At 61.3% G+C, this 14,992-nt stretch carries 14 protein-coding genes and 1 pseudogene; 11 read left to right on the plus strand and 4 right to left on the minus strand.

The genetic code is table 11. From position 1 onward, the window contains the following. Nucleotides 1-6 precede the first annotated feature (6 nt). From HJC04_RS25340 to HJC04_RS25355, 4 genes are all read left to right on the plus strand, one after another. Entirely contained in the window at nt 7-414 is a 408-nt protein-coding gene (locus HJC04_RS25340; RefSeq protein ID WP_221102841.1) for a hypothetical protein, read from the plus strand. Nucleotides 415-480: 66 nt separating this feature from the next. Continuing rightward, nucleotides 481-729 (plus strand): hypothetical protein, encoded by a 249-nt coding sequence (locus HJC04_RS25345; protein ID WP_210631857.1) that lies wholly within the window; start codon nt 481-483, stop codon nt 727-729. Between the two features lie 209 nt (nt 730-938). Further along, nucleotides 939-1,169 (plus strand): hypothetical protein, encoded by a 231-nt coding sequence (locus tag HJC04_RS25350; RefSeq protein WP_210632201.1) that lies wholly within the window; start codon nt 939-941, stop codon nt 1,167-1,169. Between the two features lie 99 nt (nt 1,170-1,268). Then, a complete protein-coding gene (locus tag HJC04_RS25355; RefSeq protein ID WP_210632202.1) occupies nt 1,269-1,532 on the plus strand; it encodes a hypothetical protein in 264 nt (87 codons plus the stop codon). Between the two features lie 31 nt (nt 1,533-1,563). Here the strand turns inward: HJC04_RS25355 and HJC04_RS25360 are convergent, their stop codons facing one another. Beyond that, nucleotides 1,564-2,634: a LacI family DNA-binding transcriptional regulator gene (locus HJC04_RS25360; protein WP_210631858.1), complete on the minus strand. Its 1,071-nt coding sequence runs from the start codon at nt 2,632-2,634 to the stop codon at nt 1,564-1,566. Between the two features lie 179 nt (nt 2,635-2,813). On the opposite strand from HJC04_RS25360, the gene HJC04_RS25365 reads away from it, so the two are divergent. The 5 genes from HJC04_RS25365 (at nt 2,814) to HJC04_RS25385 (ending at nt 7,432) form a co-directional block, all read left to right on the plus strand. Next, complete coding sequence (locus HJC04_RS25365; protein ID WP_210631859.1) at nt 2,814-3,641, plus strand: ABC transporter substrate-binding protein; 828 nt, start codon at nt 2,814-2,816, stop codon at nt 3,639-3,641. Nucleotides 3,642-3,717: 76 nt separating this feature from the next. Then, nucleotides 3,718-5,256: an amino acid ABC transporter permease/ATP-binding protein gene (locus HJC04_RS32125; protein WP_221147397.1), complete on the plus strand. Its 1,539-nt coding sequence runs from the start codon at nt 3,718-3,720 to the stop codon at nt 5,254-5,256. Between the two features lie 64 nt (nt 5,257-5,320). After that, nucleotides 5,321-6,457, plus strand: a complete 1,137-nt coding sequence (locus HJC04_RS25375; protein WP_221147398.1) for an FAD-binding oxidoreductase — start codon at nt 5,321-5,323, stop codon at nt 6,455-6,457. Nucleotides 6,458-6,551: 94 nt separating this feature from the next. Further along, nucleotides 6,552-7,064: a hypothetical protein gene (locus HJC04_RS25380; RefSeq protein WP_210631862.1), complete on the plus strand. Its 513-nt coding sequence runs from the start codon at nt 6,552-6,554 to the stop codon at nt 7,062-7,064. A gap of 116 nt (nt 7,065-7,180) precedes the next feature. Beyond that, nucleotides 7,181-7,432: a hypothetical protein gene (locus HJC04_RS25385; protein WP_210631863.1), complete on the plus strand. Its 252-nt coding sequence runs from the start codon at nt 7,181-7,183 to the stop codon at nt 7,430-7,432. Between the two features lie 149 nt (nt 7,433-7,581). On the opposite strand, the pseudogene HJC04_RS25390 reads toward HJC04_RS25385, so the two are convergent. Together HJC04_RS25390 and HJC04_RS25395 are read right to left on the minus strand one after the other, a co-directional pair. Continuing rightward, nucleotides 7,582-10,075: pseudogene (locus tag HJC04_RS25390) on the minus strand (methyl-accepting chemotaxis protein). A gap of 211 nt (nt 10,076-10,286) precedes the next feature. After that, a complete protein-coding gene (locus tag HJC04_RS25395) occupies nt 10,287-11,015 on the minus strand; it encodes an endonuclease/exonuclease/phosphatase family protein (protein WP_221147399.1) in 729 nt (242 codons plus the stop codon). Nucleotides 11,016-11,139: 124 nt separating this feature from the next. Here HJC04_RS25395 and HJC04_RS25400 point away from each other — a divergent pair, with 124 nt between their 5' ends. Then, nucleotides 11,140-12,099: a lysylphosphatidylglycerol synthase domain-containing protein gene (locus tag HJC04_RS25400; protein ID WP_221147400.1), complete on the plus strand. Its 960-nt coding sequence runs from the start codon at nt 11,140-11,142 to the stop codon at nt 12,097-12,099. Here HJC04_RS25400 and HJC04_RS25405 read toward each other — a convergent pair. Continuing rightward, the gene (locus HJC04_RS25405; protein WP_221147401.1) at nt 12,046-13,581 is read right to left on the minus strand and encodes a phospholipase D-like domain-containing protein; all 1,536 of its coding nucleotides are present in this window, start codon (nt 13,579-13,581) and stop codon (nt 12,046-12,048) included. The genes HJC04_RS25400 and HJC04_RS25405 overlap by 54 nt on opposite strands. Nucleotides 13,582-13,689: 108 nt before the next feature. Between HJC04_RS25405 and HJC04_RS25410 the strand changes: the two genes are divergently transcribed. After that, nucleotides 13,690-14,940, plus strand: a complete 1,251-nt coding sequence (locus tag HJC04_RS25410; RefSeq protein WP_221147402.1) for a DUF763 domain-containing protein — start codon at nt 13,690-13,692, stop codon at nt 14,938-14,940. Nucleotides 14,941-14,992 lie beyond the last annotated feature (52 nt).

The raw sequence follows: 14,992 nt of genomic DNA on the forward strand, positions 1-14,992 counted from the left end.
CTGATCATGCCGCGCCGTAAGAACAATGTTGGGACGACGCTCGACACCGAGGGAGCCAAGATCGGCGAGCCTGTTCCGAAAGCGATCATCGATATCAACACCGCCTCTGTCGGGGTCCCCCGCCAGGCCGAGCAAGATTTGCGCACTGAATTGGGCGCTCTGCGGCAACAGGTTGATAGGCTACAGCAACAGGTCATCAGTGCCGGGCGTTCTGCGAAGGGCGGCGCCCGAAACGCAGTCCGCGAGACCGAGGCTCTGGTGAAGCATTATCCGCTCTCAACGTTTGCCCTCATGGCTGCTGTCGCGGGTTTGTTGACGTTTGCCTCACGTCAGCTCTCCCCACCACGCCATCGTGAGTCCTCAGCCCTACGAGATCTCAGGGATTTCTACGACAGGATGCGCGAGCGGATCTGACAAGATTTTAGGATTGCCAGCATTCCGATTCTGCCCGACTCTCTGTCAGGCAAGGAGGGAAAATGCATGCTCGACGTCCTTATACGAAGCGCTCTCGATATTGTCCGGCGCGCGGAGCGCTTGATCGAAGCGGCGAGACGGCTGCTTGACAGGCATGATCTTGCTGAGGGCGAGCGATATGAACTCGATTATGAGATCGAGCGGCTGAGGGACGCGGTTCTTGCGGTGGAGGAGGCCGTCCGGTCGCTCGCGCGCAGGAGCGAACGCTGGCCGCAGGCCGCTCGTGTCCATGCGCTGCAGACGACATTGCACTGATTGCGTGACTTCACAGGCTCCCTGTCGTTTTCCATAAATTACTGTTTTCCAAGCAATTTTCTAAGGCGTAACTGCATGTCACGCCGATGTCACGCGACCATGGAAGCAATATATGCTTGATTGGGCCGCTTAGCGCTTATGATTTCCGGCACCGGGTGCATGAAACGGGGGACGAGGAACAGGGGCGCTGTGATCGTTGGGGCATCGCGATGACTTTGGAAACATCCGGGCAAATATCCGAGCCCGACGAATTCGTATTTCCGGTTCACACCCGGACGATCGCTCAGATACGCTATGATATTCGCAGTCATGTTATGACGGTCATCTATCACGACGGCCGCTCGCGCACGACAACGGGCATACAGGGTCCGGCGATGCTAAAGATCCTCGCCCAGCGTCCGCTGGAGCGTTCCCCGTTTCTTTTGCGGACGGTCATCTGATCGAGAAAGTCGAGCATCCACCGCTAAATCGTGTTGGTGGTGCATCCATTTCAGTGGAGCTGCGTTCATCCTGGGTAGTCAGACATGAAGGGAACGCCGATGACCTTTCCACCGCCAAAAGCCGAGGCTCCCGCTCAGCGGTTCGAAGAAGCGAGCGCTGCTGCGCGCGACGCTTTGGAGGAGCTGATTGCAGCCGCCAATCAAGCCGGATGGGCAACCGAAGAAATCTCGGTCGCATTCCTTGAGGCGGCGCGGTTTTTGACCGAGGCCAATAAAAAAGATCCCGATCCTGCGGAAGATCCCGTGATTAGCGACGTGCCGGGCAAGCGGGAGCAGATCGGCCATGGTGAACTTTTCGATTAGGACGTCGCTCACATCCGGCTCAGGACGCATCTCACCGGCCAATCCTTGCGACCGAGCTGCGTATGACGAGGCTCGTGCTGACCCGCAGCCGTTCAACGGCTAGGGGGATCTGTTCGATGCGGGCGACGAGCCGCTCGCCGGCGAGTTTGCCCATCTCGTATACGCGCTGGTCAACGACTGTGATCGGGGGAACGGTAACGCTTGTCCAATCGGCATCCAGGAAGGAAATCATCGAGATGTCGTCGGGAATTGAGAGGCCGAGTGATTGCAGCGACTTGAAGACGCGCAGCCCCACCAGGCTGTCTGATGCGAGGATTGCCGTTGGCGGTGATGAATCCGAGAGCAGGCGTCTGATCACGGCGTCCGTCTGCGGTTGGTCCGTCGCGCCGAGCCGCACATAGTGAAGGGGGTTGGGCAAGCCTGCCTCTGTCAGGACGCTCACGAAGCCCTCCACGCGTTCACGCACGGCAGAATTCGATATGCGGGCGACATCGGTGGGTCCGCCGTCCTCGGCGTCCATGGCCGAAACGTAAGCGAGATGTCGGTGTCCTGCCTCGACCATAAACCGGGCGGCGGCGATGGCAGCCTCGCGATCATCGCCGGTCACGGCGTCGACATCGAGTTCCGGGATGCTCCGGTCGAAGAGGACCAGCGGCATACCGGCGCGGCCGACGTGCCGGAGATGGTCGACGCTGTCGCAGCGAGCGGGCGTCACGATCAAGCCATCGACACGCTTGCCGATCAGGAGGTCGACGGCTGATTTCTCCGCTTCGAGCTTCTCGCCCGAATTGGAAATGATCACGTTGAAGCCGGCGAGCCGAGCCGCATCGCTGATGCCGCGTACCGCCAGACTGAAGAAGGCGTTTTCGATATCGCCGACGACGATCCCGATGATGCCGGACCGGCCGGTGCTCATGCTGCGCGCAAGTTCGTTCGGCCGGTATTCGAGTGCGGCCGCCGCCGCCAGGACCTGATCCTTTATCTTACCGCTAACGACACCGTAGCCGCCGAGCACGCGGGCGGCCGTCGCTTTCGACACCCGTGCCGCCTTCGCGACGTCGGCGACAGTAACTGAACGTTTCGGGCCAGCGGAATTTTCCATGCCGCAGCACTACAAGAGTTATTGACGGGCGGTCAATTGACAGTTATCAAAATGGCTGTGAGACCGGTCTCTTTTAGATAGAGACCGGTTTCCTTGCAGGAAAGTGTTGCCGCAAAACGGCGGCAACGGATAAACAGCTAATGCCGACAAGAGCATTCCTTCCGGAGCGGAGAACGAACATGAAACTTTTTGAATCACTTCCGGCAGTCATTGCGCCTCTGCAAGCCGGCCTCACGGCTTGCTTTCTGGCGATGGGAGTGGGTTTCGCAGCAGCGGCCGACAATCCCTACAATCTGATCGAGCCTGGCGTTATCAGCGTCGGCACGATGGGCGATGCCAAGCCCTATACATTTGCGACCGCGGATGGCCAGTTCACCGGTTTCGACATCGAACTGTTTCTCAACGTCGTGTCTAGGCTCGGCTTTCAGAAAGACAAGGTGACATTCACCGGCCAGGAATTTTCCGCCCTCCTGCCATCGGTTGCAAACGAGCGGTTCGACGTTGCGGTCGCCGCGATCGGAACCACCGAAGCCCGCAAGAAGACCGTCGACTTCTCCGACGGCTATCTCGCCGGTTATCTCTCTGTGCTGACGTCGGACGGTGCCATCAAGGACGCGGCCGGGCTGAAGGGCAAGCGGCTTGGTGTCGTGCAGGGAACCTTGCAGGAAGTCTACGCCGCCAAGAATTTCGGTGAGACCGATCTCGTTAAATTTCCTGACAACAATTCCGCCGTCGCCGCGCTCAACAACGGCACGATCGATGCGCATTTCCTCGACTACGAGGCGGCCAAACAATATGGCGAACGCTATCCTGCGCTGAAGGTCGCCGTCAACATTCCATCCTTCGATGCGCCGGCGGGCTTCGTGATCAGGAAGGGAAACGACGCCTTCCGCACGGCGCTGAACAGTGCCCTTCACGACGCGATGCAGGACGGCACCTGGAAGACGCTCTATGAGAAGTGGTTCCCCGGCTCACCGATGCCGGACCAATATCTGCCGAAGAAATGAGGCGCCAGGCCGTCCGCCGAGGCGGACGGCCTAGTCTCGGCGGCTGCATGCCCGACAAGGCCTCACGGGGATCACGATGAACTGGATAGACAATCTGCGCCGCAGCTTCCTCGATTGGAGCGCGATGGCGGACGTGCTGCCGAGCATGATCAGTGTCGGCCTGAAAAATACTCTGATCCTTGCCGCGGCATCGACCGTGCTCGGCGTCGTCATCGGCATGGTTCTTGCCGTGATGGGCATCTCTCAGTCTCGCTGGCTGCGGCTGCCGGCGCGCATCTATACCGATATCTTTCGCGGGCTGCCGGCCATCGTTACGATCCTGATCATCGGCCAGGGCTTTGCCCGGATCGGACGGGATATCTTCGGCCCGTCGCCATTCCCGCTCGGAATACTGGCGCTCAGCCTGATTGCCGGCGCCTACATCGGCGAAATTTTTCGATCGGGCATCCAAAGCGTCGAGCGCGGCCAGATGGAAGCCTGCCGGGCGCTCAGCATGAGCTATGGGCAAGGCATGCGCCTGATCGTCATTCCGCAGGGTGTGCGGCGCGTGCTGCCGGCGCTGGTCAATCAGTTCATCGGCAACGTCAAGGATTCGAGCCTTGTTTATTTCCTCGGATTGCTCGCCTCAGAGCGGGAGATTTTCCGCGTCGGGCAAGACCACGCGGTCGTAACCGGCAACCTGTCGCCACTGCTCCTGGCAGGTGTTTTCTACCTCGTGATCACCGTGCCGCTGACCCACTTCGTCAATTACATCGATGCGAGGCTGCGATTGGGAAAACAGGGGCGGGGTCCCGGTCCCGGGAGTGGATTGGTCGAGGTGACCGAGCTTGCGGCGGCGGTGGGCCCCCACTCCATCACCGGCGTCGCGAGCTGCGATAATCAGCATTTCAAGGGCGGGACGCTTGAAATCCGAGATGTGAGTATGGCTTACGGAGAGCTCGAGGTACTCAAGGGTGTCGATCTCGATATCGCCGCCGGAACCGTCACTTGCATCATCGGCCCTTCCGGCTCGGGAAAATCGACGCTGCTGCGTTGCATGAACAGGCTCGTCGAACCGAAGGGTGGCGACATACGGCTCGACGGCGAAAGCATCCTGGCCATGAAGCCGGAAAAGCTCCGTCGTCGGGTCGGCATGGTGTTCCAGCACTTCAACCTCTTTCCCGACCACACCGCTTTCGAAAACGTCATGCTTGCACTGACGAAGATCAAGAAGATGCCGAGGCAGGAGGCGCGGCGCGTCGCCGAGGCGCGCCTGGCCGATGTCGGTCTTGCCGCGCGCCGGGATCACCGGCCGGCAGGCCTCTCCGGCGGGCAGCAGCAGCGCGTCGCGATCGCGCGGGCATTGGCCATGGATCCGGAGATCATCCTGTTTGACGAGGTGACGAGCGCGCTTGACCCTGAATTGGTGAAGGGCGTGCTCGACCTGATGGCGAGGCTCGGTCGTCAGGGCATGACGATGGCCGTCGTGACGCATGAGATGGGGTTTGCCCGCCGCGTCGCCGACCAGGTGGTCTTCATGGATGAGGGCCGTATCGTCGAAGCCGGCTCGCCGCAGCAGATCTTTGACAATCCGCGAAGCGAACGGCTGAAGCGCTTCCTTGCGGAAGTTCTCTGAGGCGCCAGCCGTAAGGCGTGCAAATTCGGTTCGATCAAGCAAGAGCAGGAACAGGGTACCCGACATGAATGCTTCCACCAAACCTTCGAAGGTCGTTGTCATCGGCGGCGGGATTTTCGGCGTCTCGACCGCGCTCCATCTGGCCCGGCTCGGGGTTGATACCATGCTCATCAATGACGGCCCCCTTGCCAACGGGGCTTCCGGCCGGTCGCTCGCCTGGCTGAACTCGGCGCGAAAGCGCTCCGATGCCTATCACCGGCTGCGTCTGGCAGGCATTGACCGCTATCGTACGCTGGCTGCTCGATATCCCGATGCGCCGTGGTTGCGCTTCGACGGCGGCCTGACCTGGGACGCGGACGACGCGAACAACGAGATCGCCGAAGTCTTCGACTATGAACGTGACCTCGGCTATCACGCACAATGGCTCACCCGGGAGAAGATTGCTGCGGTAACGCCCGGCGTCGACCCAAGCGCTGTGACGCCGCAAGGCGCTATCTTCAATCCGGGGGAGGGGTGGGTCGATCTTCCATCCCTGATTGGTAGGCTTTCGGAAGAATTCCAGGTGCTGGGCGGCGAGATCATCACGGATGCCGGACGCGCGGCGGTCGACGTCAGCAACGGGCGTGCCCGTTGCGTAGTCACACCGGACGGCACGCGCCACGACGCCGACGCCGTGCTGCTCGCTGCAGGCAGCGAGGTTCCCGCAATCGTTGCGGAGGCCGGCCAACAGATCGAGGATGCAACGCCTGTCGCCCTTCTCGTCAGGACAAAGCCGATCCGCCACCCGCTGAAGGCCGTGCTCAACACGCCGCGTGTTGCCATTCGACCGATGTCCAATGGGGGCTTCGCACTCGATTCCGCCTGGTCGGAGGAAGAGGTAGGCGTCAACCCCGACGGCAGCTACAATGTCAGGCAATCGACGCTGCAGGGACTGCTGCGGGAAGCGTCGAAAGTCCTCGAAGGCAATCCGGTCCTTGAGATCGAAGATTATGGGGTCGGTCCGAAACCTATTCCTGGCGATGGCGAGCCTGTTTTCGGCGAGCTGTCCTCGATCCCGGGTTACTTCGTCGCCTTTAGTCATAGCGGCGCCACCCTTGGCCTGATTGCCGGCGAGCTGTTGGCGGATGAGATCGCCACGGGCCGCCGCCATCCGCTGCTGGCGGCGTTTCGCCCTGAGCGCTTCAGCGCATCGTGCCGGTGACGTCCGCGATATGGGTGGCTGCCAGCCTGATCGGCGCGCGGATCATTTAGAGCCATCGAGCGTTCTGCCGAAAGGAACCAATGGGAGACGCAACATGTTCAAGGATCAGGCCGCCGCCTTCGGCGCCGAAAATAACCGAGGCGATGCCGCCGCTTCAATGCCGAATGGAGAGGAACCAGCCATCAATCCGGATCTCATTCGGCGTGAGGGCTTCGCGAGCGAGGCCGAATACCGCGCCTACTTTGCCACATTGGGCAGAGATGTGTCCGCTCCGACCGAAGATCACGTGGGAGAACCGGTGCGGACCTCCGGGGAACACATCCTGGAAAGCCGGCTGCAGGAATTGAGGTGGGAACTCGAAATTCTGCAGGCTCGTCTTCATGGAATCAGACGCCAGGCCGCGACCGTTGTCACCGAAAACCTCCGGTGGGCTGATTCCAGCGCCCATGCCCAGCTTGGCGATCAGCCCTGGCTGAAGCTCGCCGGCGCGATGGCGGGTGCCTTCGTCATCACCAGGGGTTTGAAGCGCCTGCCTTGGGGAACTGTGGCGACAACGGCGCTCCCCCTGGCCGTCGCGGCAATGAACAGAAAGCTCGCTCGGCGGTGATGTGGCAGGCACAGATGGTTCTGCGTGAGATCGCGCGCCGGTTCCTTAATCATGAAGGGACGCCATCATCTCGCCGAAGTGTTCGTGACATCCTACCGCTTTAAACGGAGGCGAACATGGCTGGACATGACGATCGCTACGTCGAGATTACCACGCGTCTTCGCTCGGTACGGTCGTTCTGCGACTTCCTCTCGCAGGGCGGAACTGTCCGCGTCGCCCTATCGGAGGGCGAACCGTACAAGGATGTTACTGCCGCGCTGCTGGAGCGGAACCGCCGGGAGGCGGAGGCACTCGCCCGCACGCGCAGGTACCTCTACCCGGAGCTGGCCGACGAAGAGGTGGCGCCGCCGCTCTACAGCCATCACTGACGCACCCGCGCGTCGTGACCATCGCGAGGGTAGGATGGGATGGGCCTAAAGCGCGTCGCGATCTTTCGGATTCGTCTGCCGCGCTTTGCGTCCTTGTGCTTACGCATGTCGTTATTGCAAAACCGCTGCACACTTTTGCGCGACATGCTCTATGCAGCGGCAACCCGGCGTGCCTCCGTTTGATCCAGCTGGAACTGGTCGATCAGCTGCAGGAGCGTTCTGGTCTCATCGGCAAGTTCCTTCGTCGCCGCGCTGGTTTCCTCGACCATGGCGGCATTCTGCTGCGTCATCTGGTCCATCCTGTTGACGGAAGAATTGACCTCGTGCAGCGCGTTGTACTGCTCCCGGCTCGAGCGGGCGATGACATCCATCTGCTCGGATGCGGTGACCACTTTTGCGGAAATGCTTTCAAGGACCTCACTCGTTTCGCGAACGACCCGCGCGCCGTTGGTGATCTCGGCTCGCGAACGTCCGATGAGTTGCTTGATCCGTTGGCCGGCCTCCGCTGAGCGCTGGGCGAGATCGCGGACTTCCTGGGCCACGACCGCAAAACCTTTGCCGGCCTCGCCGGCGCGGGCCGCTTCGATGCCGGCATTGAGCGCGAGCAGGTTCGTCTGAAAGGCGATGTCATCGATAACGCCGATGATCTGCACGATCTCATTGGAAGCCGCCTCTATCTTGCTCATCGCCTCGATGGCGCTGGCTACCACCTCGGATGAAGAATCGGCGGTCTTCTTGGTATCCGTGATAATCTCACGGGCATCGTCGGCGCAGGCCGCTGATGAGCGAACCGTCGTTGTAATCTCCTCGATGGCGGCGGCGATCTCTTCGAGCCCTACGGCCTGCTGTTCCGTGCGCTTCGCGAGGTTGCTGGCGGACAGATCCATCTGACCGGCATTGCCCTCGATCATCCGCGTGTTGGTGCGAATCTGGTCAATCGTTTCCTGCAGACGAAGCAGCGACGAATTGAAATCGTTACGAAGTTGCTCCAGCCGGCCGAAGAAAGGCGTCGCGATCGTCTGGGAGATGTCGCCTCGCGCCAGGCGCCCGAGCCCCTCGGCCAGTGCCGTCACAGCAAAATCGATCTGCTGCTCGACAGCGCGTTTCTCCTCATCATTACGGTGCCTTTCCTCCTCGGCCCTCGTCCGTTCGATCTCGCTGCGCTCCTCAATCTCGACCTTGGCGATCGCATTGTTCTTGAAGACACCAAGCGCACGAGCCATGTCGCCGATTTCATCGGCGCGGCTTTCGCCGACGATCGACGTTTCCAGCCTGCCGTCCGCCAGTCGCCGCATTGCCGAGGTGATCTGATTGAGCGTCACAGTCAGACCGATGCCGGCTAGAATTGCGATCACCACGCCGAGGATCGTTGTTCCAAGCGACATGGAGTTGGCGTCATCGCGTTCGTCGGCCGCGTTCTGCCGCTGCATTTCGGCGAAAGCCGTCAGCTGGGACCACATCCGATCCACATCGGCGGCGGCGGCACGGAATTCGTCCTGGCGCTGCGCGCTGATGCGGACGAGGTCGGCAGCGGATTTCTGCATCTTGTCCAGCGCCGGCAGAAGCTTCGGTTTGAGATTGTCGAATTGTGTAACGCCGCCGGCATTGGAAACCAGCATGTCCAGACCTTTTCTGACGGCGGTGATCTCCTGCGAAAGCCGCTGGAGATTGGCGTCCGTCGGGGCCAGCGCCAGCTTCGCCATGACGATCTGGATCACGTAAGCCGAGGTCGTCAGCTTCTGACCATCTCTCTGACTGGTCTTGGCGCGCTCGACCATTTTGGCTGTCTCGGCCGCCTTGTCGGTCACGGCCTTCAGCCGCCGTGTGGCGACCACCCGCAATTCGGGCAGGCTGCCGACGATCTGGCCAGTTTTATCGCTAAGCGCGGCTGCGCGTTCATCGGTCTGGCCAGAGGTTTCGACGAGCGGCTTCAGGGAAGCGACGGCGTCGTCGATCGCCTTTTTGGCATCCGGCGCTTCGCCGCCAAGGGCCATTCCCACGATGCGCTGCTGCCGGGCGAGTTGCTCCATATCCGGCCTGGCAATCGTGCCTGCGGCCTGGGCCTTGTCGTTCAGCAATTGGGCGAAGGACGCGAAGTCCGAAATACGCTGTGCGTCGGCGAGGGTGTTGCGGGATTCATCTTCCTGCAGGTCGGCGGTACGCTGGAGAGCCTTGGTCCCTTCGACAATATCTGTCTGAGACGATACGACGACGCTCTGGGCTTTCTGAAGATCGGTGAGCAGCGCTGCCCTGCTCTCCTGAAGCTGCCACAGCAAATCCATGCGGGCTGCAATTCGGTCAATGGAAGAGAGCACCTGCTCCAGTTCCTGCTGACCACTATGATCTGCGCTGAGCCGCTCGATGCCGGATTTTTAAAAGGCTGCGCTGGTCGGCAAGCCTGGCGTTGACGGCCTCCCGGTTTTCCTGCGTGGCATTGGCGAGGAACTCGGCCATTGCCGCCGACAGATTGCGAAAGCCGCTCAAGGATTGCAGGACGGAGTTGGAAATATCCATCCGCCCCTGAAGCAGACTCGATGCATAAAAACCCGTCGCGCCCACGGCCATGATGCTCAAGATGAACGGAATGATGAACAGCATCACCTGCGTCTGGATGCGAACCCGCGATAACAGCCTTCCCAGCATCAAACCCCTCCACCCCTGCAGGAAACAGCCGATCTCGAGTGAAGGTCCCGATCCGCTCGAATCGACTCTATCCGTCTCCGTCCCGACACCTATGGGATCGCGGAATGAATATTTCATAACGCCTAACTCGTGAAATATTCGCTTCAATGTCGCTATGGGTGAACGTTGAATGCCGTTTTCTGCCGGAGACTCCACCGCCGCTGGCGAATGATCAGGCGAAACTGATTTCTGCAAGAAGAGGGAGGTGGTCGGAGGCGACCCTCGTCAGCCGGCTTTGGAGCACTATTGCCCGTTGGACGACCAGGTCTTCGGTGACGAAGATGTGGTCGAGACGCATCAGCGGATAGCGGGAGGGGAAGGTCGCTCTCGGCGCCTCGCTGCCTGCGAGCTGGGCGTCGGTCAATGAGCGCGCGGCAAGCCGGTAAGTCGCCGATGACGGAATGGCGTTGAAATCGCCGCAGAGAATGCTTGGAACCGGTTCGTCCGACGGACCGCGCAGCCAGCCGGAATTCAAGAGCGTCGTCATCTGCCGAATGCGCTCGCGCCCTCGAAGGCCGAGATGAGTATTGACCACGAGCAACTTCCTGTCGCCGAGCAATATTTCGACGGACAATGCGCCCCTCGCTTCGCCGATGGAGGGCAGCGGACCGGCCTTGACCGCGCCGGTTGGCAACGCGGTGATGATTGCATCGCCATATTGCTCCTCGGCAATTGACAGCGCAGGGTGAAAATGAGCCTGCATCTTTAGAAGGGAAGCGATTGCATGGGCCTGGTCGACGCCGCCGGTCCTGCGCCTGAGGACGTCGACCTCCTGCAGGGCGACAATGTCGGCTTCAGCCTCGGCGATGACCGAAGCGATCCGCCCGGGGTCGAGCTTCCGGTCGTTGCCGATGCAGCTGTGAACGTTATAAGTTAGGAGTTTGATCGATCTATCCGGCATAGGTCCGCTGAAGCTGATCTCCCCTCGAGAGACGGGACTCGTTCTCCCCCAGGGGAACACAGAACTCTTTTGATCGTTCCAAATGATCGAGCCGTGGGGCTCGCACTTCGGAAACGGACAATCGATGAATCTGAAAACCATAATCTGGAATGGACTGCTCGTTGCCGCCCTTTGCGTCGCGGGCTTTCTACTCTATCGGATTTTCCGCCAGTACAGCCTGGAGCAGATCGTCCAATCGGTCCGCGGCATACCGTTTGAGACCTTCGCCACCGCGTTGCTCTTCGCGGCGGCATCCTATCTATGCCTCAGCTGTTTCGACCTGCTGGCGATCCGTTCCCTTGGCAAATCCCTGCCTTACCGGAGGGTCTTGCTCGCCTCATTCATCAGCCTTTCGCTCGGTCACAATATCGGCTTTGCAGGTCTGAGTAGCGGCGCCTTCCGCTATCGTTATTATTCCCGCTGGGGACTGACGACGGAGGACGTGGCGAAGATCATCCTGTTCTGCGGTGTCACAGTGGGGCTCGGCCTCATCACGCTCGGCGGCTTTGCCCTGATCGTCAATCCCGCTGACGCGGCACGTCTGCTGCGTCTCGATGCGGCAAGCACCCGGGTGTTCGGGCTGCTGGCTCTGACCGTGCCGGCCGTCTACGCGGGGTTGGCGTTCTTCATCCGCGGCAAGCTGCGGCTGTGGCGATGGTCGTTTCAACTGCCGCGCTTTCCGATCGCGGTGGCGCAGGTAGGCGTTGGGACGATCAACTTCATGCTGGTGTCCGCCTGCCTGCACCAGATGCTCGCGACCTTCGGCGACGTTGCCTTCTTACGCTCCGTCACGGCTTACGTGCTCGCCAATTCGGCGATCCTGGCAACCCATGTCCCCGGCGGCCTCGGCGTGCTGGAGGCGACCGTCTCCTACGCCGTGCCGCAGCAGGCCTCGATCGGCGCGCTGATCGCTTTCCGCTGCGCTTATTTCTTCATCCCGCTGACGCTGGGCACGACACTTCTCCTCGTCAGCGAATTCATCTTCCGGCGGTCACGCAGTGCGGGCGAACAGGCGGAGGAGCGCGCCGAGGCCCAGTCGGTGTAGGAGCAGAAAGGGCCGGCTGGGGTCGACGATCGCCGTACCTGTGATCGGCGAGACTTTGCCTGACAGTTCGACGGCAAATTCCCTGAGGCCGCGAGCCCCCTGGTTCAGCGCGTCTATCGCCTCGATCATCGAACCGCGTTGCGCGTAGGCAGCCGCGAAAGCCTCGGGAGCGGCTCCGAGATATTCCGCGAGAAGCCGATTGTACAGCTCCGCGATCGCGCGGCGATGCTCGCCGGTTTCAGCCTCGAACAGCAGATCGCATTCTGAATCAAGCCCTTCCGAGCGATTGTTGAGATTGGAAGAGCCGATGCGGACCAGTTCGTCGTCGGCGATTATCAATTTCGAATGGATGAGCACCTCGACCTCGCTGTCTGCCTGCGCCGACTGCCCGGGCGCCTCAGGCCCTGGCACTTTCGGCCCGGGCACGACGGGGTAACAGACCCGCAGGCGGTTGGCGCGATCGGCGCGTTTGAGGCGGCGGATGACACGGTCGCGATTGCTGCCCATGACGAGCTTTTCGATCAGCCCGTGAGAACTGCGCGTGCAGATGACGACCACCTCGGGCCCGTCCTCCTCCTGCAACCGTGCGGCAATGGCGTCGGCGACGCGGAAGGAGGCGAGATATTGCGCCTCGATATAGAGTTGACGCCGCGCTCGGGCGATGATCTCCAGGGTCGATGCGATGCCGTCGCCGATACCGGTGCGCCAGGTGGTTTCCGGCTCCGTGAGGGCGAAACCGACCGGGATGTCTTGCAGCGATATCGAGAGATCGTCTGGCCAGGCGAAGGACAGGCTGCCGGCAAGTGGCAGATGCTTTTCGCCGGTGGCGTTTTCCCAGCGCCGCCTGGCGATATCGCCGATCAGCCGGGCGGCATCGCCCGTAACCATCGCCTGCACGTCGTGCAGCGGATCGTAGGGGGCACCGTCGGGGTCGCGCCGCAGCTTGTCCTTGGCGTGATGGCGCCTGGTATCCCATCGCCGCGACGTCATGTCTATACCGCCGATGAAGGCGACCGCGTCGTCGATGCAGACGAGTTTCTGATGATGACAGCCGCGCAACGCGTCCTGAAGATCGAAACGCAGATCGATCCTGGCATTCTTGGGGAAATTCTTCTTCCGAAGTAGATCTATCGATTTGTCCGAGTAGATCGGCCCGAGCGCCCAAATAAGAATGCGTATTTCGAGTTCGGGATTTTCCGCCGCCAGCGCGTGCAGCAGGTCCGCCAAGGTTTCGTCCGACTTCTCGGGCTCCAATCGAATATTGGGATGGAAGTCCCATCCGATGATCCACACATTGCGGCGGGCCTGCCGCAACGCCCTTGAAACTTCGGCAAAATATTTGTTGCCGTTGATTAGAAAGGCGGCTTTTTCCGCGCGTCCCTGGAGCCGAAATGCCGCACTCCCCTCTTTTTCGCCTCCCCGATGTTGCGCTTTTGTTCGGGTCAGGTAAGGTTGATCGGAAATGGTTTCGAATGCGGTCATGTTTGCCTCGGCCGTTTTGACTGAAAACAAACGCCTGGAAATTCACCGGGTTCCCGATCCCGGCCGTCGCCGCACAGCGGGTCGAACAGCGAGGATATAGGAAACGAGATGTCACAGCGGGCAGGCAGCGCCGATCTTCCCCTTCACGGGGGACGTGTGCCGCATTGGCTCGGCGACAGGATGACCCGGTTGGGAACGCTGATCACCGAGGCGATCGTTCATCACTACGGCCGCGACGAATTTCTGCGCCGGCTTGCCCACCCTTTCTGGTTCCAGTCCTTCGGCGCGGTCATGGGCATGGATTGGCATTCCTCCGGCATTACGACAAGTGTTCTCGGTGCGTTGAAGCGCGGGCTGAAGCCGCGCGCCGGCGAGCTCGGCCTGCATGTCTGCGGCGGCCGAGGCGCGCATTCGCGCAAGACCCCGCAAGAGCTGGTCTCGATCGGCGAGCGCGTCGGCCTCGACGGGGAGGGGCTGGCGACGACGAGCCGGCTCATCGCCAAGGTCGACAGCGCCGCGCTGCAGGACGGCTTCGACCTCTATCTGCACGGCTTCATCGTCGCCGATGACGGTCATTGGGTAGTGGTGCAGCAGGGCATGAATGGCGACCGGCGGCAGGCCCGGCGTTATCACTGGCTCTCCGAAGGACTCGAAAGTTTCGTCGACTCGCCGCATGCGGCAATTGAAGGCAGAAGTCAGGGCGAAATTGTCAATCTCGCCGATAAACGCGCCGAGCGCTCACGGCGTGGTCAGCTCGACCTCTTGGCAACGCTCGGCCCCGACAGGATCATCCGTGAGGCGGCCGCGCTGATGCGTGCGGAGGAGCCGGCGCCCGAACCTGCCGAACAGCCGATGCTGCCGCATTTGGTCATGCCCACTCATCATGATGTCCGCGAGAGCGATGTCCACATGCGGCGCCTGCATGGAAATATGGCGGCTGCGGCGGACCGCGGACCGGTGGACTTTCAGGAGTTGCTCCTCGTTCCAGGTGTCGGCGCCCGCACGGTGAAGGCGCTGGCGATGGTGGCGGAAGTGATACACGGCGCGCCCTGCCGTTTTTCTGACCCGGCACGCTTCTCCATCGCCCACGGCGGCAAGGATCGACATCCCTTCCCGGTGCCGCTCAAGGTCTATGACGAAACGATCGACGTGATGAAATCGGCGGTGCGCAAGGGCAGGCTCGGGCGCGAGGAGGAACTGCAGGCGCTGAAGCGCCTGGACGATCAATCCCGGCAGATGGAACGCTATGTCACGGGTCCCGATCTCAAGGAGATCATCGCCGGCGAATTCCGCCAATCCGCCGATTTCGGCGGCCGCAGCGTCTTCGGCTGGGAGCCGCCGCCCGGGGATGAGGATTAGGCCATGACGGCGAATGTGTCAGCCATTTCGGGCGGCATCGTGCCATCGATTC

It is taken from the genome of Rhizobium sp. NLR8a (assembly GCF_019685235.1).
Taxonomy (GTDB): Bacteria; Pseudomonadota; Alphaproteobacteria; order Rhizobiales; family Rhizobiaceae; genus Rhizobium.